Origin of the sequence: Bacillus sp. FSL M7-1345, assembly GCF_038006985.1 — a bacterium.
Taxonomy (GTDB): Bacteria; Bacillota; Bacilli; order Bacillales; family Bacillaceae_G; genus Bacillus_A; species Bacillus_A cereus_U.
In genome coordinates, this window is the sequence record NZ_JBBOWG010000001.1 from 570,280 (window position 1) to 593,918 (window position 23,639).

Sequence of the window (23,639 nt, forward strand, 5' to 3'; positions counted from 1 at the left end):
TTTGTATGAAGAGCATGATAGATGCGGAGAATATTTATGTGTTTATTTTGAAACGTGAACGAAATTGTCAAAAAAATCTTACGGATTTTATTGACACATATGAACAGGCGCTCATATAATAAGAGTATAAGATATATGAATGATTGTTCATATGTTCAATTAAAGAGGTGAGCTATAATGGCTGGAAATAAAATAGAAACGCAACAGGAAGCATGTTCTCAAACGGTAATTCACGAGGAAATCGTGGATCAAGTAAAACAAACAATTCCGACTGATGAAAGTTTAAGTAAAGTAGCAGAATTATTTAAAGTATTAGGTGACCGTACACGTACGAGAATATTACATGCATTATTTGAAGCTGAAATGTGTGTTTGTGATTTAGCTTATTTATTAGGAATGACGCAATCTTCAATCTCACATCAGCTTCGTGTATTAAAGCAAGCAAAGCTTGTAAAGAACCGTAAAGAAGGAAAGGTAGTTTATTATTCATTAGCTGATCAACACGTAATTCATATCTTCGAGCAAGCGTTTGAACACGTAAACGAGGAAGAATAAAAACGCGAGGAGGGAGAACGATGGCAGAGGCATTAGTGAAAAAGAAACTTATGCTAGAAGGTTTAGATTGTGCAAATTGTGCAATGAAAATTGAAAAAGGTGTTGGGAATATAGAAGGAGTAACGTCTTGTTCAGTAAACTTTGCAACAAAAACGATGCTTTTAGAAACACCGCAAAATAAAGAAAATCAAGTTGTTACGGAAGCGAAGCAACTTGTTACAAAATTAGAGCCGCATATTAAAGTGCAAGAAGAGCAAAAAACAAAATTAATAAAAGAAGTGTTTGTATTAGAAGGCTTAGACTGTGCAAATTGTGCAATGAAGATTGAAAATAAGGTAAAGGAAATGCCAACAGTTTCAGAAGCGACTGTTGATTTCGTATCAAAGAAATTACGAGTAGAAGTTACGAATAAAAGAGAACTTGAATCGACTGTGCAAAATATAAAAAATGTTGTTCAAAAGTTAGAGCCTGATGTAAAAGTTGTTCGTGAAGAGGAAAAAGGACACGACCACGGCCATGATCATGGTGATGGAAATGTGAAAAAGATGATAGGACGATTAGTAGTCGGCGGAATTTTGACAGGAATTGCTGCATTAGCTGGATTACCGCAAATGATAACAATTCCATTATTCGTCCTTGCGTATCTATTAATTGGTGGAGATATCGTTTGGAGAGCGGTAAGAAACATAACTCGCGGCCAAGTGTTCGATGAAAACTTTTTAATGGCAATTGCAACTTTAGGAGCTTTCGCGATTCAACAATATCCAGAAGCGGTAGCAGTTATGCTATTTTATCAAGTAGGGGAACTGTTCCAAAGTATTGCAGTAAATCGTTCTCGAAAATCAATTACGTCATTAATGGATATTCGTCCTGACTATGCGAATGTGAAAGTTGGAAACGAAACGAAACAAGTATCACCAGAAGATGTGCAAATTGGTGAGTATATTATCGTAAAACCAGGTGAAAAAGTACCGTTAGACGGGAAAGTAATTGAGGGAACATCAATGATGGATACTTCAGCGTTAACAGGTGAGTCTGTACCGCGAGAAGTGGAAGTTGGTAATGACGTATTAAGTGGTTTTGTAAACCAAAATGGTGTATTAACTGTTGAAGTTACAAAAGAGTTCGGTGAATCGACTGTATCGAAAATTTTAGACTTAGTACAAAATGCAAGTAGCAAAAAAGCGCCAACAGAAAACTTTATTACGAAGTTTGCACGTTATTATACTCCTGTTGTAGTTATAACAGCGGCAATAATGGCATTTATTCCACCACTTATTTTAGAGGGTGCTACATTCTCCGATTGGATTTACAGAGCTTTAGTGTTCTTAGTAATCTCTTGTCCATGTGCGCTCGTTGTATCGATTCCTCTTGGATTCTTTGGCGGTATTGGTGGGGCATCTAAAAGTGGTATTTTAGTAAAAGGAAGTAACTATTTAGAAGCATTGAATGATGTGAAATATATCGTTTTTGATAAAACAGGAACATTAACAAAAGGTGTCTTTAAAGTTACGAAGATGGATCCTAGTGAAGGTACTACAGCTGAAGAACTATTAGAATATGCAGCATTTGCAGAAGTATATTCTAATCATCCGATTGCACAATCTATTCGAAAAGCATATGGAAAATCAATCGATGAAAATGCTATTGAAGACTATAGTGAAATTTCTGGTCATGGTACGGTTGTAAAAGTACAAGGAAAAGAAATTTTCGCAGGTAATGCAAAGTTAATGAAGAAAGAAAATATTACATTTAAGCAGCCAGAAACAGTAGGTACACTCGTTCATGTTGCTGTAGATGGTAAATATGCGGGTTACATCGTTATCTCTGATGAGGTAAAAGAGGATTCAAAACAAGCAATTCAAAAGTTAAAAGAACTAGGTATTAAGAAGACAGTCATGTTAACTGGTGATGCAAAATCAGTTGGTGCAGCTGTTGGTAAAGAATTAGGTTTAGATGAAGTTCATGCCGAATTATTACCACACCAAAAAGTAGAAGAAATCGAAAAAATTGATGCAGCAAAACGCGGTAAAGAAAAGATTGCATTTGTTGGTGATGGTATTAATGATACACCAGTATTAGCACGAGCAGACGTTGGTATTGCGATGGGCGGTTTAGGGTCAGATGCAGCAATTGAAGCTGCTGACATCGTTATTATGACTGATGAGCCTTCAAAAATTGTGACAGCAGTAAAAATTGCAAAACGTACACGTAGCATCGTATGGCAAAATATTATATTTGCATTAGGGGTAAAAGGGTTAGTGTTATTACTCGGCGCCTTTGGTATTGCAACAATGTGGGAAGCAGTCTTCTCAGATGTTGGTGTGACACTACTTGCAGTTTTAAATGCAATGCGTGTACTGAGAGTGAAAGATTTATAAAAATAAGAGAGGGCGCGATTACGCCCTCTCTTATTTTTATTATTTTACTGTGTTATTGAGGATGACTGTTGGTAACGTAATATTGAAAAAAACAGAGAAGGAGAAACTTCTCTGTTTATTTTTGTATATTTTTCGCAACCTTTTCTCGAACAGTTTGAATATAATTCATTTTATGATCCCAACATTCTTGGCTTAAATCGACAGGGTACTCTTCAGGGTTTAAAGTTCGCATATACTCTTCCCAAAATAGTGAGAGGCTGCGTTCGTTATATTTTTGGATATCTAATATATTGGGTAATTCATACGTTCTTTTACCGTTAACGAAAATATCTTGATGCAGTTCGCGTGCTTCAAAGTTTGTTACGAATTTACTTATATATGTGTGAACAGGATGGAACATTTTTAAACGTTCTTCTTTTCCAGGTTCTTCTGACTCTAACGCAATATAATCGCCTTCTGCATGATCGTTAACACGGTTAATAATACGATAAATTCGTTTAAGTCCTGGAGTGGTAATTTTTTCAGGGTTAGATGAAATTTTAATTGTATCATTTAATTTTCCGTCAGTATCTTCAATAGCGACTAGTTTGTAAACAGCCCCTAATGCTGGTTGCTCAAAGGCTGTAATCAGCTTTGTACCAACACCCCATACATCAATCTTTGCCCCTTGAGATTTCAAATGCATAATCGTATATTCATCTAAATCGCTAGAAGCGATAATTTTTGTGTTTGTAAATCCAGCTTCATCAAGTTGTTTTCTTGCTTCCTTTGATAAATATGCCATATCACCACTATCCAGGCGAATGCCATAAAAATTGATACGATCCCCGAATTCTTTTGCGACACGAATCGCATTTGGAACACCAGATTTCAAAGTGTCGTATGTATCGACGAGAAATACGCATTTTTTATGTGTTTCAGCATATTTTTTAAACGCAACATATTCATCACGATATGCTTGAACGAAAGAGTGGGCATGTGTGCCGGCTACAGGGATGCCAAAGCGTTTCCCTGCCCGAACGTTACTTGTAGAAGAGAAACCGCCAATGAAAGCAGCTCGTGTTCCCCAAAGGGCAGCATCAAACTCATGAGCACGTCTTGTACCAAACTCTAAAAGTTCATCATTATTTGCAGCGTGCTTCATACGTGCAGCTTTTGTAGCAATTAATGTTTGGTAATTTACAATATTTAAGAGGGCGGTTTCAATTATTTGTGCCTCGCCAAGTGGTGCATCGACACGTAATAAAGGCTCATTATTAAAAACAACTTCGCCTTCTTGCATACTACGAATTATTCCAGTGAACTTCATATTTTGTAAATAATGAAGGAAGTCTTCTTCAAATTGCAGCTCGGCTAAATAAGCGAGATCACTTTCGGTAAAGCTGAAATTTTCTATGTACTCTACAATTTTTTCAAGCCCAGCAAAAACAGCATAGCCGTTTTCAAACGGAAGCTTTCGAAAGTATAGATCAAAAACAGAACGGCGAGTATGAATACCATCTTTCCAATATGTATAAGCCATGTTGATTTGATATAAATCTGTATGTAAGGCGTAACTATCGTCTTTATAATGATTCATTGCGAAAACACCTCCGTAATTTGGTTATAGTATACCAATTTTTCCCCTTTCGTAGCAAAGATGTAATAGGGGATTGAAGTCAAGAGAGAAAAAAATGAAATAATGCATATTTTTTAGAAAATTTACATTTATCAATTTATATTTCTTTAGATTTTATGTATTATTAGAGTAATGGGGGTAATGAGAATGGAGGAGGACAATGCAACAAACATTAGAAAAAATAGGCAAGCAAGTCTTTTATAAACGGCTACAGCAAAAAATGACACAAGAAGAATTATGTCAGGGCATTTGTTCTGTCTCATACTTAAGTAAGATCGAAAATGGAAAGATTGAAGCATCAGAAGAAATTCTACAATTGCTCTGCACAAGACTAGAAATTGCTGTGACAGATTTGAGAGATGTAGAAGAAGATGTGAAGGTGAAGTTGGACGAGTGGTTGAATGCACTAATTCATTTGGACAAGCAACAGGTAGAACGCATATATGAAGAGTTACAAGGTGAAATAAAACATGTTGTAGATTTTGAAATTATAAATTATTATAAACTGCTTTATACACGTTATTTAATTATGAAAAGGGATTTTCCTGCTGTTGAAGAAGAGTTAGAGAGCTTAAAGAAGATGTACAAAAAGTATTCACCATTCCAGAAATTATTATATACGTATAGCAAAGGGTTATATTATTTTTTACAACATAAATATAAGAGGGCTTTGGAGTACTTGGCTCGAACAGAAGTAATGGCAAAGGAACAAGGTTATCACGAAAATGGAATATATTTCAATTTAGCTCTTGTTTATAATGAATTAGAAGTTGAACATATGACTTTACATTTTGCTAATGTAGCGATGGAAGGATTTAAGAATGAATATAAGTTCCGTTATGTGATAAATTGCCAATTACTTATTGCGCTGAGTTATATACAAAAAAAACAATATAATGAAGCGCTATCTATTTATAACAATATTTTGAGAGAAGCAAATTCTTTCGCTGATAAAGAAAGCATAACAGCTATTGCTTTAAATAACTTAGGATTCTTGTACTATAACTTAAAAGATTATGCAAAAGCTAAAGATTATTATTTGCAATGCTTACAGTATAAGAAGGAAGAGGATTTAAATTATATTGATGCAGTATATGAGATTGCTTTACAATGTATTGAATTAAAAGAATTTGAAGAAGCGAAAGATTGGATCGGTAAAGGGATAGATGTCGCGAAGAGGGATGAAAAGTATAAAAGTATGCTATATATACTTTTAATGCTTAAGTATAAATACTTTGAAACTAAAGATGTTTATAAAAAATTTTTAGAAGTTGAGGCAATCCCATTTTTTAGAGGTGAAGAGAATAAAAAGGAATTAAAAATGGTGTATTTAGAACTAGCAGGGTATCATGAAGAATTATTAGAGTTTCGAGAAAGTAATAACTATTATAAATTAGCAATTAATTTATTAGAAGAAAAGGGAGGAAAATAATATGAAGAAAATAATTATTGGTGCTTTGGCTTTGGTAGCTGTATTAGTGGTATTGGAACCGCAATATGCTTGGACATCGGATATCTATGGTCAAGGAGAGAAAGTAGTTGAAGTGATAAACTCTTAATAAAAACCCCTTTCCAAACGGAAAGGGGTTTCTCATTATTTGTTCCCTAAAATTCTACAAAACTTGAGAAAAAAGTTATTTGAATTTTTAGTATATTAATAGTGGAAACATAATGCTAATATGAAATTACTCTTTTTCAAAAATTTTTTATTAGGGGGAAGGTTATATGAAAAGGAAGAGTTTAGCGTTAGTGTTAGCGACAGGAATGGCAGTTACTACATTTGGAGGGACAGGCTCTGCGTTTGCGGATTCTAAAAATGTGCTCTCTACGAAGAAGTACAATGAGACAGTACAGTCACCTGAGTTTATTTCTGGTGATCTAACTGGAGCGACTGGCAAGAAAGCGGAATCAGTTGTGTTTGATTACTTAAACGCGGCAAAAGGTGATTATAAGTTAGGAGAAAAGAGTGCGCAAGATTCTTTCAAAGTGAAACAAGTGAAAAAAGACTCTGTCACTGATTCAACAGTAGTACGTATGCAACAAGTTTACGAGGGAGTACCTGTATGGGGGTCTACTCAAGTAGCTCATGTAAGTAAAGATGGTTCTTTAAAAGTACTGTCTGGAACAGTTGCGCCTGATTTAGACAAGAAGGAAAAGTTGAAAAACAAAAATAAGATTGAAGGCGCAAAAGCAATTGAAATCGCGCAACAAGATTTAGGGGTAACACCTAAATATGAGGTGGATCCAAAAGCGGACTTATATGTATATCAAAACGGTGAAGAAACAACATATGCATATGTTGTGAATTTAAACTTCTTAGAGCCAAATCCAGGAAACTATTACTATTTCATTGAAGCGGAAAGCGGTAAAGTGTTAAATAAATATAATAAACTTGATCATGTAACGAATGATGATAAGTCACCAGTTAAACAAGATGCTCCGAAACAGGATGCGAAAGCGGTTGTAAAGCCTGTAACAGGAACGAATAAAGTGGGAACTGGTAAAGGTGTATTAGGAGATACGAAATCGCTTAATACAACGTTATCTGGATCATCTTACTACTTGCAAGATAATACGCGCGGAGCAACAATTTTCACATATGATGCGAAAAACCGCTCAACATTACCAGGAACATTATGGGCAGATGCAGATAATGTTTTCAATGCAGCGTATGATGCAGCGGCAGTTGATGCTCATTACTATGCAGGCAGAACATATGATTACTATAAAGCTACATTTAACAGAAACTCTATCAATGATGCAGGAGCGCCATTAAAATCAACAGTTCATTACGGAAGTAAGTATAATAATGCGTTCTGGAACGGCTCGCAAATGGTATACGGAGATGGTGATGGTGTAACATTCACTTCATTATCTGGTGGCATTGATGTAATTGGACACGAATTAACACATGCTGTTACGGAAAACAGTTCAGATTTAATTTATCAAAATGAATCAGGAGCGTTAAATGAAGCAGTTTCTGATATTTTTGGTACGTTAGTAGAGTATTATGATAACCGTAACCCAGATTGGGAGATTGGTGAAGATATTTATACACCTGGTAAAGCGGGAGATGCACTTCGTTCTATGAGTGATCCTGCAAAGTATGGTGACCCAGACCATTATTCTAAGCGTTACACTGGTTCAAGTGATAACGGTGGAGTTCATACAAACAGTGGCATTATTAACAAACAAGCTTATTTATTAGCAAATGGCGGTACGCATTCTGGTGTAACTGTAAATGGTATCGGCAAAGATAAATTAGGTGCAATTTACTACCGTGCAAATACACAGTATTTCACGCAATCTACTACATTTAGCCAAGCGCGTGCTGGCTTAGTGCAAGCTGCAGCTGATTTATATGGTGCTAGCTCTGCAGAAGTAGCAGCAGTTAAGCAATCATTTAGTGCTGTTGGTGTAAACTAAGATATTTCTATTCGTAAGATATATATATTAATAGAATATACTTCAAAAAATAAAGAAGGAGCCTATGCTCCTTCTTTATTTTTTTCTCCATTTTTTCCACAAATAAAATAATCCAACACAACCTGCGATTGTAATAATCCATTTCGCTTCATTTGTTCCGTTAATGACATGATATGCAGAATATACTTCAATCAATAAGGCTGGTACTTTCCCTATTGTACTGGCAATACTGAAAGAGAGTAATGACATTTTGCCGAGAGCTGCAAATAAAGTAACGATACTGGACGGAATGAAAGGAATAAAACGAAAAGATAGGACGAGTAGAAATGCCTCTCTGCCTTCTACGTAAAGAAGACGTTCTACCTTTGGATACTTATTTACTTTATCGTGAGTGAACTTTTGAAGGCCTATGCGATAAATATAAAACGAGATAATAGCCCCTAATGCCTCACCTGAGATCGAAATGATTGTGCCATTTGTTACACCGAAGAGCTGTATATTAATGGCGGTCAAAAAAATACTAGGGATAAAACCTAAAAGACTGATGATGATGTTGATTAAGATACTAAGTGGAATTGCGATTGAATAATAGTCTGTTAAGAAGTTTTGAATTGTTTCAGCCATTTTATAAAATCCTTTATCTTTTTTTGCATTACACCATATTTCCATTGTATAGGCAAGTGCAAATTTACATAATGTAGAAAACAGTTGGTAGAAAAGGGTTTGTATACCTTATATAGGTATTGGGTATATAAAAGTAGGGGTATATTTATTCTATTTAAAAAACACTCCATAAACCCTATATTTAAAGGGTTTATGGAGTGTTATGATTGGTGTTTTTATCTGGGGAATAATCCGAAAAACATGGGGGTATATTTTAAAGGGGGCGAAAAACAGTGATTTGATGAAAGGGGGTTGGAAAATATAGTGAAATGAATGAGGGATTTTAAAATTGTATACATTTTTCTTTGTGAAATTGACTTTTAGTGGAGTTACGATAATAATCATGGAAGAGGTGATACGATGAAACGACTAAGTAGTCTTTTCCTAAGTAGTTTATTAGCACTAATGCTGATTTTAAGTGGATGTGCAGGAAAAGAACAAAAAACAGAAAAACCAAAAGAGGATCATTCTACATCAGTAGAAAAAATTAGTGATAATATTTTAGATGAAATGGAAGGGCCACCTAAAAATGGTCATACGATTGAAAGGCATGTAGGAAAATCAGAAGAGGATTTGAAGAATCGTTTGAAGACAGATAAAGTTTCAGCGGCAAGTACATACTATGATAAGGAAACAGCGACAAAGGCTGTGAAAGATAGTTTAAAACAACATGATAAAGAAATTCAGGATTGGTTGAAAAACTCTAAAGAGGCTCGCCTTGTATTGAATACAACTCATGCATTCCCAGTTGGAAAAACAGTAATAAAGAAAAATATGAATGTAAAAGACAAACTAGTAAAGACTGTTACTGTTTTAGCGAGAGATAAATCAGGAGATCTAGGATTTAAGATTATTACTTCTTATCCATCAGATAAATAAAGGGGGGAGTATATATGTATCCAACATTACAATACTTTCTTAAATCGTACTGTACGTTAAGTATTCATGAGGATGAAATAGTAAGCGTGATGGAAGAGTTCATAGAGCAAGAAGACGAAGAAATTGTTTTGAAATTACGCGATGAATTAGTAAATATGAAGAAAAAGAACGCGTGGGAAGAAGCGTGCGTATTAGCTGCGAAGCAAGGGAATCGTATGTGGTCTTTAGAAGAAACGAAAGACCATCTTGAAACTTTTTTACTATTATTGCAAAAGAAAAAGGCGTGAGTAGATCACGCCTTTTTCTTTTGCTTTTTGAAATTTGTCCGTTTGATATTATCTTATTGTTTTGGGGCACTTTTATATACGCTTTTTGAAATTTGTCCATTTGATATTACTTCACCGTTTTGTGTTACTTTTTTGTACGTAACCGCTGTTATTTTATCACCAGTATTACTAATTACTTGAGAAGAAACTTCAACATTTTTACCAGTATTTGTACCGAAAATACGTGTAGTAATACTGCCGCCATTTGAAAATGCTTGAATGTAAATATGCTTACCTGTATTGTTTTTAAATTTTAAATCCGGACCATAATCTGCCACTGCTGCATCTTGCCCAAGTGGTAAATAATTTACGGGCATAGAATGATTGCTTCGAGAAACAATTCCTAAATCTGCCCTTAAAGCTGCACTATATAAAGTACTACTTACTTGGCAAACACCTCCGCCTGCACTTTGTATAACTTTACCTTGTGAATATACTGCTGCGGATTTATAGCCATTTGCAGCATCAGTTACGCCAACACGGCCATTAAAACTAAACGTGTCATCAGGTGCAACAATAACTCCACTTAAAGTATTAGCTGACTTATTTACGTTATAGGACTGATTTCCATTACGGCCAGCCATTGGGGTAGAGTATTCAGCAATCACTTCTTTAATCCCCATCTGTTGTATATCTTCTGTAGAACGTTCAGGTTTTATTAGTGTAACTGGTAATGCAACATCGGATGTGCCAGAAGTAATAGCTGCGCTTGTTAAATCGGTTAATTTTCCTTTATTAATTTTTTCCCCATTTTGACTTTGGCTAATATTTACTGTAGAGCCTTCAACACTTAATTCGGCGTTGACAGGATTTTTTAATGTTTCATTATATTTATCCTTTATAAAGGTTTCATAAGTTGTTGTATTTAATTGTGGTGTTAATTTATAGTCACGTTTTACTTCACCGTTTTCAGCTTGCTTACGCATGTTGTAACGATTCATTACGTTCCCTTCTTGCTCTTTAAAGATATTGTCGACAATATCCTTCTCTTTATAATCTACTCCTAAATCTTTCCATGTGTAATTTTGTTTATCATTTTGGAATACGTAGTTAAGAGATTTTTGATTTAATTCATTCACCTTTTGATTAACAATAGCTTGAATATCTGCTTTATTTTTTCCATCAAGAGAAATACCTTCAAATGTAGTGTTTGGTAGTGCAGTTGTATTTAGTTGAGTATTTAATTTGGATACATATTGATATCCACCAACACCACCAACACAAAGTAATATGCCACCAGCAATAGCGGAACCAATCAGTATTTTGCTTAGCTTCATTTATTTCCCCCCAGAAAAATTTGTATAAATATATGTATTACATTTTTTGTATAAAAATGATTAAAATAACATTATGTACGTACTAGTATACTATTATTTTCACTATGTGTGTAATGTTTTCATAAAAAATGTTACACTGTTGTAATAATTGTCTCTTTTTGTCACAATATGCATGAGAAATATGTTGAAAATTATAATAAAAAGGCTGCTTAGAAAGATCTAGCAGCCTTTTTATTATAATTTTTTATGCTCATTTTTATTCGTAACACCGAGATGTTCTTGAAGTGTTGTCGATATATTATTAACACTCTTTTCGTTTGGAACGTAATAATAAATACCACCTATATATTTATCAGTACCTTCCACTTGCAATTTATCCATTTTTAAATTTGAACCCATTGAATTTTTTGCAATAGTCATCATATCATCAAAAGTTAAATTTGTTTTTAAGTCTGTATCGACAGCATCTAATAGGCTTCCGATTTTATTAATGGAATTGAGAGATAGGGCTTTTTCAGCAATAGCCTCTAAAACAAGTTGTTGTCGTTGACCGCGCATATAATCACTATCAATATGACGAGTTCTAGCTAGTGCAAGTGCTTCTTCTCCATTTAAATGTTGACGCCCTTTTTTTAGGTGAATTGCATCTGCTTCGTCGCTACTGTTTTGTTCTGTGAACTCAACTGGAACGTCGACAGTTATACCACCTAGAGAATCAACGATCTTGATAAAGGATTTGAAATTGAATTTTACGTAGTAATCAACTGGGACATCTAAAAATTTTTCTACTGTATCAATTGTGCTGTCTACACCACCGAATACGTGTGCATGTGTAATTTTATCATATTTATCACGTGATTTAATGTAGACGCGTGAATCACGTGGAATGCTGACTAGTTTAACAGATTTATCATTTTTATTAATTGTTGCAAGTAGTAATGCATCTGTACGAGTCGCTTTTCCGTAACCTTTTTCCCTAATATCACTTTCATCAACACCCATGATCAGGACAGAAATATTATCAGTCATAGGTTTAACAGCTTTTTCACGTTTGCTGGATTTATCTCCTCGGCCGAGTTCAGAATAGGCGTTGCTTAAGACGGATTTTGCTTTACTGTATATATGGAAGGAATAGCCTCCTGCTCCCATTGCTACAATAAGTAAGGGAATAAGAAGGAACCAAAGTAGGCGCTTTTTCTTTGAACGTCCTTTTTTGGCTCGAGTTTCGTTGTTAATGTCGGATTTCATCATTTTTTCTCCTTTAAAACAATCAAAGTGTATACATCTAAAAGTGTATTAAAACACATAAAAAATATTTTACGCTAAATAAAAGGTATTGTACATGTATAAAAAATAGATGTCTTGATTATTTATCCCGCATTAACGGGCAGTAAAACTCCCACCTCAAAGTCCAGCGAATGCAAGGAAGTTAGGTGGGAGATAACTGCCCGATTGGTTCAACTAATAATCAGTGGGGTATAGCCCCCTCTGATTAAAGTTTCACTTTATAAGACATCTATTCGTTAGTGTATACAAAAGACAGGGATAAGAAAATGATAAAATTTTACCTAATTAAAGCATAATACTTACAATAATCGCAGATAAAATACTAACAAGAGTAGCTCCGTATAGTAATTTTAGGCCGAAGCGGGCAACAACATTTCCTTGTTCTTCGTTTAACCCTTTTACCGCACCGGAAATAATTCCAATGGAAGAAAAGTTGGCAAAAGAAACGAGGAAGACAGAAATAATACCAACTGTACGGATAGAGAGAGTGCTGGAAATTTTACTAAGATCCATCATTGCTACAAATTCATTTGTTACAAGCTTTGTTGCCATAATGCTACCCGCTGTGACAATTTCAGAACTTGGTACGCCAATAAGAAATGCAATAGGGGCGAATACATAGCCTATTAGTTGTTGGAAAGTAATGCCGAATATAATGAGGAATAGGTCATTAATGCAACTCATTAATGCGACGAATCCAATGAGCATAGCGCCGACGACAATAGCTACGCGAAAACCATCAAGAATGTATTCTCCAAGCATTTCAAAGAAACTTTGTTTTTCCCCTTTTATTACCAAAATGTCTTCCTCATCGTTAACGTCGTAAGGGTTAATAATGAGTACGATAATAAAACCACTAAATAAATTGAGAACGAGTGCGGTTACTACATATTTTGGTTCAATCATTGTCATATAGGCACCGACAATGGACATAGATACTGTTGACATAGCAGAGGCGCAAAGTGTATATAGTCGATGTTTTGGAATTTGGGCTAATTGTTTTTTAACCGTAATAAAAACTTCTGATTGGCCGACAATAGCGGAAGCGATGGCGTTGTAAGATTCTAATTTCCCAAGACCGTTTATTTTACTAAGAAAGAAACCAATCCAACGAATAAAGAATGGTAGTATTTTGAAATGTTGTAATATACCAATTAAGACGGAGATAAAGACAATCGGTAATAATACGTTAAGGAAAAATGGCATTTCCCCTTTATTTGCAAGACCACCAAATACAAAGTTTATACCACTGGCAGCATACTCAAGTAGCCTCGTAAACAGGCTGGAAATTATCGTGATAAGTATGAGACCAATTTCTGTATTTAATAATAAATAGGTTAAAATTACCTGTATAATAAGCATGATGAAAATTGGTTTAAATTTAATATGCTTTTTATTGTTGCTAGCAATGTAGGCGAGGAAAAAAACAACGATAAGTCCAACGAAAAAAGTGATAAATTTCATAATAAGCCCCCTAAAAGAGATATTCTGATATATATGTTTTTCATTTAAAGTGAGAATATGCATGTTTGGTAAAGAGAGGAATAGAGGAATCATGAATATATGTAGAGTACATCACGTTGCAATTATTTGTTCAAATTATGAAGTGTCAAAGGATTTTTATACACGAATATTAGGTTTCAAAGTGAAGAATGAAGTATATAGAAAGGAACGAAATTCTTATAAGTTAGATTTATGTGTAGGAGGAGAGTATCAAATTGAATTATTTTCATTTCCAAGTCCGCCTGATCGCGCAAGCTTTCCAGAGGCTGCTGGACTTAGACATTTAGCTTTTGCGGTTACTGATATAGAAGAAGCTGTTAAACATTTAAACCGATGCGATGTTGAGACGGAATTGATACGTGTTGATGAGATAACGGGAAAAAAATTCGTCTTTTTCCAAGATCCTGACGGTTTGCCATTAGAATTGTATGAAGGCTGAAAATTGGTGAATTTTATATAGGGTTGCTTTCAAGTAAATGAAGAAACTAAAGTGAAACTTCTTTATTTAAAGGAGGTGTAACTTTAGCTAAGAAAAGCTAAAGGACATATGTGGATATTTTAAAATTATTGATGGTAGCTGTTCTTATTGCGCTGACAGGTTTCTTTGTAGCTGTAGAGTTTGCAATTATAAAGGTGCGTAGCAGTCGTATCGATCAACTTGTTAGTGAAAAAAGACGAGGCGCATTGGCAGCTAAAAAAGTAACTTCAAATTTAGATGAGTATTTATCTGCATGTCAGTTAGGAATTACGATTACTGCTTTAGGGCTCGGGTGGTTAGGAGAACCGACGATTAAACATTTACTCGAACCGCTGTTTTTAAAATTGGATTTATCTCCTGCAATTGCAAGTACAGTTTCATTTATTATTGCATTTGCAGTTATTACGTTTTTACATGTTGTAATTGGTGAACTCGCTCCAAAGACTTTTGCAATCCAAAAAGCAGAGCAAGTTAGCTTATTATTATCAAAGCCCATTATTTATTTTTACCGAGTTATGTATCCATTTATTTGGGCTTTAAATGGCTCTGCGCGATTTGTGACAGGCTTATTTGGTTTACATCCGGCTTCTGAACATGAAGTTGCGCATTCTGAGGAGGAACTAAGATTAATCTTGTCTGAGAGTTATGAAAGTGGCGAGATTAATCAAACTGAATTTAAATATGTAAATAACATCTTTGAATTTGATAACAGGGTAGCAAAGGAAATCATGGTACCTCGTACTGAAGTTGTTGGTTTATATGAAGATGAGCCTTTTGAGACACATATTAAAGTAATCGCACAAGAAAAATATACGAGATATCCAGTATTTGGTGAAGATAAAGATGAAATTATTGGGATGGTTAATGTAAAGGACTTATTTATTCGTTATATGGATGGTAATCGAGATGAAGAGTGTTCGATTACACCATATACACGTCCAGTTATTGAAGTGTTAGAAAATATCCCAATCCATGATTTACTATTGCAAATGCAAAGAAGGCGCATTCCATTAGCTGTATTATATGATGAATATGGTGGCACAGCAGGGATTGTTACATTGGAAGATATTTTAGAAGAAATTGTTGGAGAAATCCGAGATGAATACGATGAAGATGAGCATCCACCTATAGAACATATAAGTGAAGTGTGTAAAATTGTAGAGGGGAAAGTGCTTATTAGCGAAGTAAATGATTTATTTGGCATACATTTGGTCGCTGATGATGTTGATACAATTGGTGGTTGGATTATGGTACAAAAGCAAATCGTTGCTGAGGGGGATATTATTGAGAAACACGGCTTTTCTTTTAAAGTTCTTGAAAAGGATATGCATCAAATTAAGCGAGTTGAAATAAAGAAAGTAGAAGAATGAATGGATTTTCTATTATATAAACTTTAATAAAAAGTATATATAGAAAAATAAATGTTTGCGCTTTCAAAAAGGGTGCTATATAGTGAAGGTGGATACTGAAGAATTCTTTTAATGATACTCGTATTTTATAGGGCGAATTCTTTAGATAAGGATTTAGAATGAAAAGTATAGGTGATGAAAAATGATAGCAACGAAGGATATACGTATAGAAAAAGATTTTTTAGGTGAAAAGGAAGTACCGAGTTTAGCTTATTATGGTGTACAAACATTACGTGCCGTAGAAAACTTTCCTATTACAGGATACCGCATTCATCCGTCACTCATTACGGCAATGGCAATTGTAAAGAAAGCGGCAGCGCTTGCGAATATAGATACAGGTTACTTAGCTAAAGATATCGGGCAAGAAATTGCAGAAGCTGCACAAGAGATTATGGATGGAAAGTTCCATGATCAATTTATTGTAGACCCAATTCAGGGTGGAGCAGGTACTTCAATTAATATGAATACTAATGAAGTAATTGCTAATAGAGCGTTAGAACGTATGGGATACGAAAAAGGTGAATATGCGAAAATTAGCCCAAATACTCATGTGAACATGGCCCAATCAACAAATGATGCGTTCCCAACTGGGATTCATATTGCAACTCTTATGATGCTAGAAGAACTTCTTGTTACAATGGAAGAACTTCACTCTGCTTTTCATGATAAAGCAAAAGAGTTTGATCACGTCATTAAAATGGGGCGTACACATTTGCAAGATGCAGTTCCAATTCGCCTTGGGCAAGAATTCGAAGCATATAGCAGAGTGCTAGAGCGTGATATAAAAAGAATTAAACAGTCTCGTCAACATTTATACGAAGTTAATATGGGTGCGACAGCTGTTGGTACGGGATTAAATGCAAACCCTACTTATATAGAACAAGTTGTGAAGCATTTACGAACTTTTAGTGGTTTCCCTCTTGTTGGTGCAGAGCACTTAGTTGATGCGACGCAAAACACAGATGCGTATACAGAAGTATCTGCATCACTAAAAGTATGTATGATGAATATGTCTAAAATTGCAAATGACCTTCGTATTATGGCGTCTGGTCCACGTGTTGGATTGGCGGAAATCCAATTACCAGCTCGTCAACCAGGTTCATCTATTATGCCGGGTAAAGTAAATCCAGTTATGGCAGAAGTAATTAACCAAGTTGCTTTCCAAGTAATTGGAAATGACCATACCATTTGCTTAGCGTCAGAAGCTGGACAATTAGAGTTAAATGTAATGGAGCCGGTATTAGTATTTAATTTAATTCAATCCATCAGTATTATGAACAATGGATTCCGTGTATTCCGTGAATATTGTATTAAAGGAATTACAGCGAATGAAGAGTTGCTTAAGCAATATGTTGAAAAAAGTGTTGGAGTTATTACAGCAGTGAACCCTCATATTGGTTATGAAGCAGCTTCTCGCATTGCACGTGAAGCAATTGCGACAGGAAAGTCTGTTAGGGAGCTATGCTTAGAACATGGTGTACTTACAGCAGAAGAGCTTGATATTATTTTGGACCCATACGAAATGACGCATCCTGAAATTGCTGGTGCATCTTTATTAAAAAATAAAAAAGTATAAAATAAAACACCGATCCCCCTTATATAGGGATCGGTGTTTTATTTTAAAAGATATTAAATACAGAGTTAAGTTGAAGTAAGCTAATAATAGCTAAGAAGATTAAACTATATTTCATCACTGTTTTAAATAAGGCAGATTCTTGACCAACTAGTCCAACTGCTGCACAAGCAACTGCTACAGATTGTGGTGAAACCATTTTTGCGATTGTACCACCAACTACGTTTAATGAAACGAGAGTAGATGGAACGAGGTTTAACTGATCGGCAGTTACTGCTTGAAGTGGTGCGAATAATGAACCACTTGATACGACTGAACCTGTAATGAATACGCCAATCCATCCTAAAATTGGAGAAAGAACTGGGAATGCATTTCCTGTAGAAGAGAATGCAAGTCCAAGTGTAGATGACATACCAGAGTAGTTCTCTACGTAAGCTAAAGCGATAACGCTACAAATTGTATATACTGGAACTTTTAATTCTTTTATTGTTTCGATCATTAATTCTTTAATCATTTTGCCGTTTACGCGGTAGACGATAAGTGAAACGATAATTGCTAATACAATCGCAGTAGTTGTAGAAGAGAATACATCTAGTTTGAAAATAGCTGCGAAAGGTGTATCAGCCTTTGTAATTGGTGCAGTTTTCATAACCGCATTATGAAGACCAGGGAATTGAATGTTAAATACTAAGTTTGCTAATGGACCATCCGGAGCAAATAAAGCTTTAATTGGTTTTAAATTAAAGATTGTTACAAATGCAGTTAAGAATACGAATGGAGACCAAGCATATAAAATTTGATTGAATGTATGAGATTCTTTTTCTTCTTGTTTTTCTTCTTTAGCAGAAGATTTTGGTTGCCACACACGTAAGAATAATGCAAGAGAGACCATACTTACAACGGCTGCGAAAATATTAGTAAGTTCTGCACCTAAGAAATAAGTTACAAGGAATTGAGTAATTGCGAAAGAAACACCACTTACAAGAATACCTTGCCAAGTTTCTTTAATACCTTTAATTCCATCGACCATTGAAACAAGTAAGAAAGGTAAAACAATGCTAATGAATGGTAAAATATAAACAGTTTGACGACCGACAGTTAATGCATCAATTTGAGTTAATTGTGCAGGTACTGTAACTGGAATACCCATAGCACCCATAGCGCCACCAGCGATATTAGCTACTAAGCAAATACCTGCTGCTTTTAATGGATTAAAGCCCATACCTACAAGTAATGCTGCTGTAATAGCAACTGGAACACCGAAACCAGCTGCGCCTTCTAAGAAAGCACCGAAAGAATAAGCAATTAATAATACTTGTAAACGTTGATCATTTGTAATGCTTGAAATACTATCACGAATGACATTGAATTGTTCTGTTTTAACAGTTAATTTGTAAAGGAAAATAGCTGCGATAACGATAGTACAAATTGGATAAAATCCAGATAAAACACCAAATCCGGCAGATGCTACGGCCATAGTTGCTGGCATTTTATAAACAAATATTGCAAGAATAATAGCTACAATTACACTATAGAGACCAGCGATATAACCTTTCATTTTGAATCCCACTAAACAAATAATGAAGCAAAAAATTGGGAGTGCAGCGATTAGTGCAGATAACCAAATGTTGTTTAACGGGTCATAAATTTGTGTCCAAGTACTCATAATGATGACAACTCCTATCTATTTATATGTGAAGAAATTCACATTGTTTGTGAAACTATTCACAAACAACTTACATGCTTAGTATATTCTCCTTCAACACTATTGTCAACGTGGAAAAGTATAATTATTCCATAATAGTGTTAAAAGTAACATTTTGTTCATAAAGTAGACAAAAAGCGTAATCAAATTGATTTGAATACGCTTTTATAAATTATTTACATATTCTTTCATTTTTTCATATGTCATTGGTCCTACATGCTTATATTGAATGACACCGTTTGTATCGATGACAAAAGATGTTGGAATGCTGATGATTTGATATGCGGCACTTGCCTGTCCTTTCTGATCTAATAGGACGGGGAAGGTATATTTGTTTTCTTCAAGAAATTTTTTTACATTGTTCGGGTCTTTTTCAGTAGCTGTCGCATTTACAGCGACAATTTCAATCCCCATATCTTTAGTATCATGATAAAACTTTTCCATATCAGGCATTTCTATTTTGCATGGACCACACCAGCTTGCCCAAAAATTCAATATTACTTTTTTTCCTTTATAGTCTGTAAGGCGAACTTCTTGACCAGTGGTTGTTTCCAGAAGGAAATTGAGGGCAACATTGCCAATTTCAGTTCCAATTGGGTTGTTTGATTTTGAAACTATATCTTCTTTGTTGTCTAATAGGAAGTGATCGATAATAGTCCAGCCAACCGCAATGCTAATTAACGCAATAATAAACCATTTTTTAATATTACATCATCCTCCTTACTTAAATTTCCTTTTTATCGTAACAAAGTGGTTAAATATGGTCAAATTACTTTACGATAGGTTATCAATTATAGACGATATTTTACAATATCATTACTGTACATTTCAGTAAGGTGAAAATATAACAAAAAGGCTGATAAATCAACATTTGTAAGCAAAGTATTACTATCCCTTTGTTTTGCTTTTTCTTTATATCATATAGTATAATATTCAAAATCAGCAGGGATTTTTTCCTGAACTGTGTGCTGATAAAAGGAGGAAAAATTTTTCAGCATTATAGGTTGATAAAGTTATGTCGTAACAGGAAATATAAGAACAGATATATAAATAAATAATAAAGAAAATAAAAAACGAAAATGAGGGGAATTTTATGAACCAAAACCAATTTGACTGTCGTATTTCAGAAGAAGACGTACAGATGTTAAGAGCATTAGCTCATCCATTGCGTCTACGTTTAGTAATGGAACTAATGCAGCGTGGAACATGTAATGTAACACAATTACAAGAGGTATTAGAAATTCCGCAATCAACTGTTTCGCAGCATTTAACGAAATTAAAACAAAATAAAGTAGTACGCTTTGAGAGACGCGGGTTAGAAGTGTACTATCAAATTCATAACGATAAAGTAAGTGAAGTAGTAAAAACATTATTTTCTTAATTTTTGAATATTATGGAAAAAAGACGTGTGAAACATACGTCTTTTTTTATTTGGAAAGGATGTAATAATAGGAAGATTTGAGAGCGTATATATTAGCGCGTTAGAAAGAAACAAACTATCGGTTGAAGTACTAAATTGACGGAATATATTCTGAAGGGATATGAAAAGATAGAAAGGAGTGTTGTAAGCCAAAGGAGGAATAATATAATGGATGTAAAACGTGTGAAACAGATATTATCTTCTTCAAGTAGAATTGATGTTACATACGAGGGGGTCCCCGTATGGATTGAGAGCTGTGATGAGCAGAAGGGGAGTGCTCAAGTGTATGACGTATCCAACCCAGGAGAGAGCGTTCACGTGGATGTGACGGCTTTAGAAGAGATGTAATAGAAAAGACGCTTCTAATTTTAGAAGCGTCTTTTTTGTGTTATTCCATCATACTTGCAACTTTTTTAGAGCAGAGAAGAAGTACAAATCCTAGGACGATAACGATAATACCGATACTTGCAAATACTTCAAGATAGCCTAATGATTGTGTAAAGGAAGCAAGCTTACCAGCTAACCAGTTAGCCATACCTGAACCAGCTAACCATACACCCATTAGTAATGATGCTAATTTAACAGGTGCAATTGCACTTACCATTGATAGACCGATTGGTGATAAGAATAGTTCGCCAATTGTATGGAACATATAAGTGATAACGATGAATAATAAGTTTGCTTTAACAGTTATATCAGCTTCATTACTTCCAGTTTTTAGAACCGCTAATGTTAAAACAAGGTAACCTATACCTAGTAAAATCATACCAAATGCCATTTTTGTTGGTACTTTTAAATCGCCACGCTTTGATTTAGAAAGTTTTAACCATAGCATAGATACGAATGGTGCAAGTAGTACGATGAATGCTGGGTTAACTGATTGGAACCAAGATGTTGGAACTTCCCATCCGAAAATTGTACGATCTACGAATTTATCTGTATAAAGTGTTAAAGAACTACCAGCTTGTTCAAATCCTGCCCAGAAGAATACAACGAAACAAGTTAAAATTACAATTGCCCAAGTGCGATTTTTTTCTTGTTTTGTTAAAGGTTTCTTTTCAGTTGCAGGTTGATTTTTTGTTTTTTTACCAACAACTGTTGTTCCTGCTGTACCAAGGTAGCGAGGAGCTAATAAGTTGAAAACAATTTGGCCAATAATCATACCGATACAAGCTGCTAAGAATCCGTATTTATATCCCATAACCATAACGCCATCAACGCTTGTTTTAAAGAAATCTTCTGCTAAAAATCCACAAATAAGTGGAGCGAAGAAAGCACCTACGTTAATACCCATATAGAAGATAGTAAATGCACTGTCACGACGTGAATCATTTTCGTCATACAATTCACCTAACAGTGTAGAAATATTTGGTTTAAAGAATCCATTACCAATAACTAATAGTACTAATCCAAGTAATAGTCCTGTTTTTGTATTCATGGAGAATAGTACAAAGTTACCAATCGCCATAATAATTCCGCCGAGAGTAATGGCATGACGTCTTGTAATATAATGATCAGTTAGCCATCCGCCTATAATTGGCATGAAATATACTGCCGCTGTAAAAGTACCATATAATTGCACTGCAACTGCCTTATCAAATCCTAACCCGCCACTAACAGCAGCAGTTGTTAAATAAAGAACTAAAAGGCCACGCATTCCATAATAACTAAATCTTTCCCACATTTCTGTTAAGAACAACAAATATAATCCTGGTGGATGTTTTTTTGGTGATTGTTGTTCTCCAGCTTTTTCTAATTTTAAAGCTGCATCCATTTTTGTTTCCCCCTAATCCTGTATAACGGATATTTATGTAATTATTTTAATTCACAAAATATTTAGAAGTCAATAGAATTATATGGAAATAGAAAGAAAATTTCTAAAAAAATCTATTTTTCTTCAACCGTTATTGTATTTTTCCCTGAAAACAAGATAATAAGCGTTTTCAAATGTAGTAATTGAATTCTAAAAGAAAGTAAAATAGTGACAAATCAGAAAATTTAGATTAGAATATTTATTCTGATATAGAGAAAATAAACTATATTTACTTTTATAATATAACATATCGGGAATAAAAATACAAAATGAAATAATGTGACACTTCAGTGAAATGAAAAAACCAGCTCCATAAAAGAGGGAGCTGGTTAGAATGAAATTATTTAACAAAGCGTTTTTCAATGTCGTCTAGTAGTAAGTTAGCAGCCATTACACCACCAGCTGTATTCCAAATAACGTCGTCAACTTTGTATGCTTTTCCATTCTTTACTGCATTTAAGTTTTTAAATAGAGGATCGTTTATATATTCTTTTTCTAGTTCAGAGCCTTTTTTCTCGTTGCCTTTATCGAATGTGAAGTAGAATAATACATCACCATCCATTGCAGAAATACGCTCTTTAGATACGTTACGTTCTGCAAAATCATTTTTATTTTGATCACCAGGACGTTTAAATCCAAGTTCTTTTAAAATAACACCAGAGAATGTATCACCATGATAAATACGAACATCACCAGGCATAAAACGTACCATAGAAATTTCTTGATTTACTTTATCGCCAAGTTTGCCTTTTAAATCTTTCATACGTGATTCGTAATCAGCTAAAACCTTTTGACCTTCTTTTTCTTTATTTAATGCTTTCGCATAAAATTTGAAGTTATCTTTCCATTCACCGCGTAATGTTTCAGAGAACACAGTAGGTGCGATTGCTTTTAGTTGCTCATATACTTTTTCGTGACGCATTTTGTTACCGATAATTAAATCTGGTTTTAAAGAAGCAATTGTTTCAACGTTAACTTGTCCTTCGTCGCCAACAACTTTTACATCTTTCATTTTGTCCTTAATATGTGGATACCACGGATCACCAGTCCAAGACTTTACAGCACCAACTGGTTTCACACCTAATTCAAGTAAAGCTTCAGTTCCTTCATTCGTTAAAATAACGACACGTTTTGGATTAGCAGGAACTTCTGTTTTACCCATTGCGTGTTCAACCGTAATCATTTCTTTTTTATTATCTTCTTTTGTTGCTTCTTCTTTGTTATTTGACTTTCCACAAGCACTTAAAAGCAGTGAAAATGCTAGTAGAAATACAAATACTGTAAACGATTTCTTTTTCATGAAATTCATTATGTACCCCCTACATG

General features: G+C 34.6%; 21 protein-coding genes. 12 read left to right on the plus strand and 9 right to left on the minus strand.

Annotated elements, in window-relative coordinates; genetic code table 11:
* Positions 1 to 177 precede the first annotated feature (177 nt).
* A complete protein-coding gene (locus MHB76_RS02915) occupies positions 178 to 555 on the plus strand; it encodes an ArsR/SmtB family transcription factor (protein WP_002113975.1) in 378 nt (125 codons plus the stop codon).
* A gap of 20 nt (positions 556 to 575) precedes the next feature.
* The gene (locus MHB76_RS02920; protein WP_078173861.1) at positions 576 to 2,936 is read left to right on the plus strand and encodes a heavy metal translocating P-type ATPase; all 2,361 of its coding nucleotides are present in this window, start codon (positions 576 to 578) and stop codon (positions 2,934 to 2,936) included.
* Positions 2,937 to 3,051: 115 nt separating this feature from the next.
* Here MHB76_RS02920 and MHB76_RS02925 read toward each other — a convergent pair whose 3' ends face one another.
* Positions 3,052 to 4,515: a nicotinate phosphoribosyltransferase gene (locus MHB76_RS02925; protein WP_002159335.1), complete on the minus strand. Its 1,464-nt coding sequence runs from the start codon at positions 4,513 to 4,515 to the stop codon at positions 3,052 to 3,054.
* A gap of 199 nt (positions 4,516 to 4,714) precedes the next feature.
* Between MHB76_RS02925 and MHB76_RS02930 the strand changes: the two genes are divergently transcribed.
* The 3 genes from MHB76_RS02930 (at position 4,715) to MHB76_RS02940 (ending at position 7,980) form a co-directional block, all read left to right on the plus strand.
* A complete protein-coding gene (locus tag MHB76_RS02930) occupies positions 4,715 to 5,986 on the plus strand; it encodes a tetratricopeptide repeat protein (RefSeq protein ID WP_002113979.1) in 1,272 nt (423 codons plus the stop codon).
* Position 5,987: 1 nt separating this feature from the next.
* Positions 5,988 to 6,113, plus strand: coding sequence for an NprX family peptide pheromone (locus tag MHB76_RS02935; protein ID WP_002113982.1), 126 nt, complete (start codon positions 5,988 to 5,990; stop codon positions 6,111 to 6,113).
* A 166-nt stretch (positions 6,114 to 6,279) separates the two neighbouring features.
* Positions 6,280 to 7,980, plus strand: a complete 1,701-nt coding sequence (locus tag MHB76_RS02940) for a M4 family metallopeptidase (RefSeq protein ID WP_016103503.1) — start codon at positions 6,280 to 6,282, stop codon at positions 7,978 to 7,980.
* A 75-nt stretch (positions 7,981 to 8,055) separates the two neighbouring features.
* Here MHB76_RS02940 and MHB76_RS02945 read toward each other — a convergent pair whose 3' ends face one another.
* A complete protein-coding gene (locus MHB76_RS02945) occupies positions 8,056 to 8,604 on the minus strand; it encodes a TVP38/TMEM64 family protein (protein WP_002159331.1) in 549 nt (182 codons plus the stop codon).
* A gap of 399 nt (positions 8,605 to 9,003) precedes the next feature.
* Here MHB76_RS02945 and MHB76_RS02950 point away from each other — a divergent pair, with 399 nt between their 5' ends.
* Entirely contained in the window at positions 9,004 to 9,522 is a 519-nt protein-coding gene (locus MHB76_RS02950) for an RNase A-like domain-containing lipoprotein (protein WP_078173859.1), read from the plus strand.
* A gap of 14 nt (positions 9,523 to 9,536) precedes the next feature.
* Positions 9,537 to 9,809 carry a hypothetical protein gene (locus MHB76_RS02955; protein ID WP_002113995.1) on the plus strand — a complete coding sequence of 91 codons (273 nt, stop codon included), beginning with the start codon at positions 9,537 to 9,539 and terminating at the stop codon, positions 9,807 to 9,809.
* Between the two features lie 53 nt (positions 9,810 to 9,862).
* Here MHB76_RS02955 and MHB76_RS02960 read toward each other — a convergent pair whose 3' ends face one another.
* From MHB76_RS02960 to MHB76_RS02970, 3 genes are all read right to left on the minus strand, one after another.
* Positions 9,863 to 11,125, minus strand: a complete 1,263-nt coding sequence (locus MHB76_RS02960) for a VanW family protein (RefSeq protein ID WP_078173858.1) — start codon at positions 11,123 to 11,125, stop codon at positions 9,863 to 9,865.
* A gap of 234 nt (positions 11,126 to 11,359) precedes the next feature.
* Positions 11,360 to 12,376 carry an LCP family protein gene (locus MHB76_RS02965; RefSeq protein WP_002159328.1) on the minus strand — a complete coding sequence of 339 codons (1,017 nt, stop codon included), beginning with the start codon at positions 12,374 to 12,376 and terminating at the stop codon, positions 11,360 to 11,362.
* A 321-nt stretch (positions 12,377 to 12,697) separates the two neighbouring features.
* Positions 12,698 to 13,876, minus strand: coding sequence for a NupC/NupG family nucleoside CNT transporter (locus tag MHB76_RS02970; protein WP_002159327.1), 1,179 nt, complete (start codon positions 13,874 to 13,876; stop codon positions 12,698 to 12,700).
* 91 nt (positions 13,877 to 13,967) lie between these two features.
* On the opposite strand from MHB76_RS02970, the gene gloA2 reads away from it, so the two are divergent.
* From gloA2 to aspA, 3 genes are all read left to right on the plus strand, one after another.
* Positions 13,968 to 14,354, plus strand: a complete 387-nt coding sequence (gloA2, locus tag MHB76_RS02975) for an SMU1112c/YaeR family gloxylase I-like metalloprotein (protein ID WP_033710652.1) — start codon at positions 13,968 to 13,970, stop codon at positions 14,352 to 14,354.
* A 110-nt stretch (positions 14,355 to 14,464) separates the two neighbouring features.
* Positions 14,465 to 15,763 (plus strand): hemolysin family protein, encoded by a 1,299-nt coding sequence (locus MHB76_RS02980; RefSeq protein ID WP_002159325.1) that lies wholly within the window; start codon positions 14,465 to 14,467, stop codon positions 15,761 to 15,763.
* Between the two features lie 181 nt (positions 15,764 to 15,944).
* Positions 15,945 to 17,378 (plus strand): aspartate ammonia-lyase, encoded by a 1,434-nt coding sequence (aspA, locus tag MHB76_RS02985; RefSeq protein ID WP_078173856.1) that lies wholly within the window; start codon positions 15,945 to 15,947, stop codon positions 17,376 to 17,378.
* 43 nt (positions 17,379 to 17,421) lie between these two features.
* Here aspA and MHB76_RS02990 read toward each other — a convergent pair whose 3' ends face one another.
* Positions 17,422 to 19,041, minus strand: a complete 1,620-nt coding sequence (locus MHB76_RS02990) for an L-lactate permease (RefSeq protein ID WP_078173855.1) — start codon at positions 19,039 to 19,041, stop codon at positions 17,422 to 17,424.
* Positions 19,042 to 19,245: 204 nt separating this feature from the next.
* On the minus strand, positions 19,246 to 19,785 hold the full coding sequence (locus MHB76_RS02995; RefSeq protein WP_308033385.1) for a redoxin domain-containing protein: 540 nt from the start codon (positions 19,783 to 19,785) through the stop codon (positions 19,246 to 19,248).
* Positions 19,786 to 20,173: 388 nt separating this feature from the next.
* On the opposite strand from MHB76_RS02995, the gene MHB76_RS03000 reads away from it, so the two are divergent.
* Together MHB76_RS03000 and MHB76_RS03005 are read left to right on the plus strand one after the other, a co-directional pair.
* Positions 20,174 to 20,461, plus strand: a complete 288-nt coding sequence (locus MHB76_RS03000) for an ArsR/SmtB family transcription factor (protein ID WP_001075217.1) — start codon at positions 20,174 to 20,176, stop codon at positions 20,459 to 20,461.
* Positions 20,462 to 20,668: 207 nt separating this feature from the next.
* Positions 20,669 to 20,848, plus strand: coding sequence for an acid-soluble spore protein H (locus MHB76_RS03005; RefSeq protein ID WP_002010492.1), 180 nt, complete (start codon positions 20,669 to 20,671; stop codon positions 20,846 to 20,848).
* Positions 20,849 to 20,888: 40 nt separating this feature from the next.
* Here the strand turns inward: MHB76_RS03005 and MHB76_RS03010 are convergent, their stop codons facing one another.
* Positions 20,889 to 22,274, minus strand: coding sequence for a peptide MFS transporter (locus MHB76_RS03010; RefSeq protein ID WP_002169176.1), 1,386 nt, complete (start codon positions 22,272 to 22,274; stop codon positions 20,889 to 20,891).
* 379 nt (positions 22,275 to 22,653) lie between these two features.
* On the minus strand, positions 22,654 to 23,622 hold the full coding sequence (locus MHB76_RS03015; RefSeq protein ID WP_016103511.1) for an ABC transporter substrate-binding protein: 969 nt from the start codon (positions 23,620 to 23,622) through the stop codon (positions 22,654 to 22,656).
* Positions 23,623 to 23,639 lie beyond the last annotated feature (17 nt).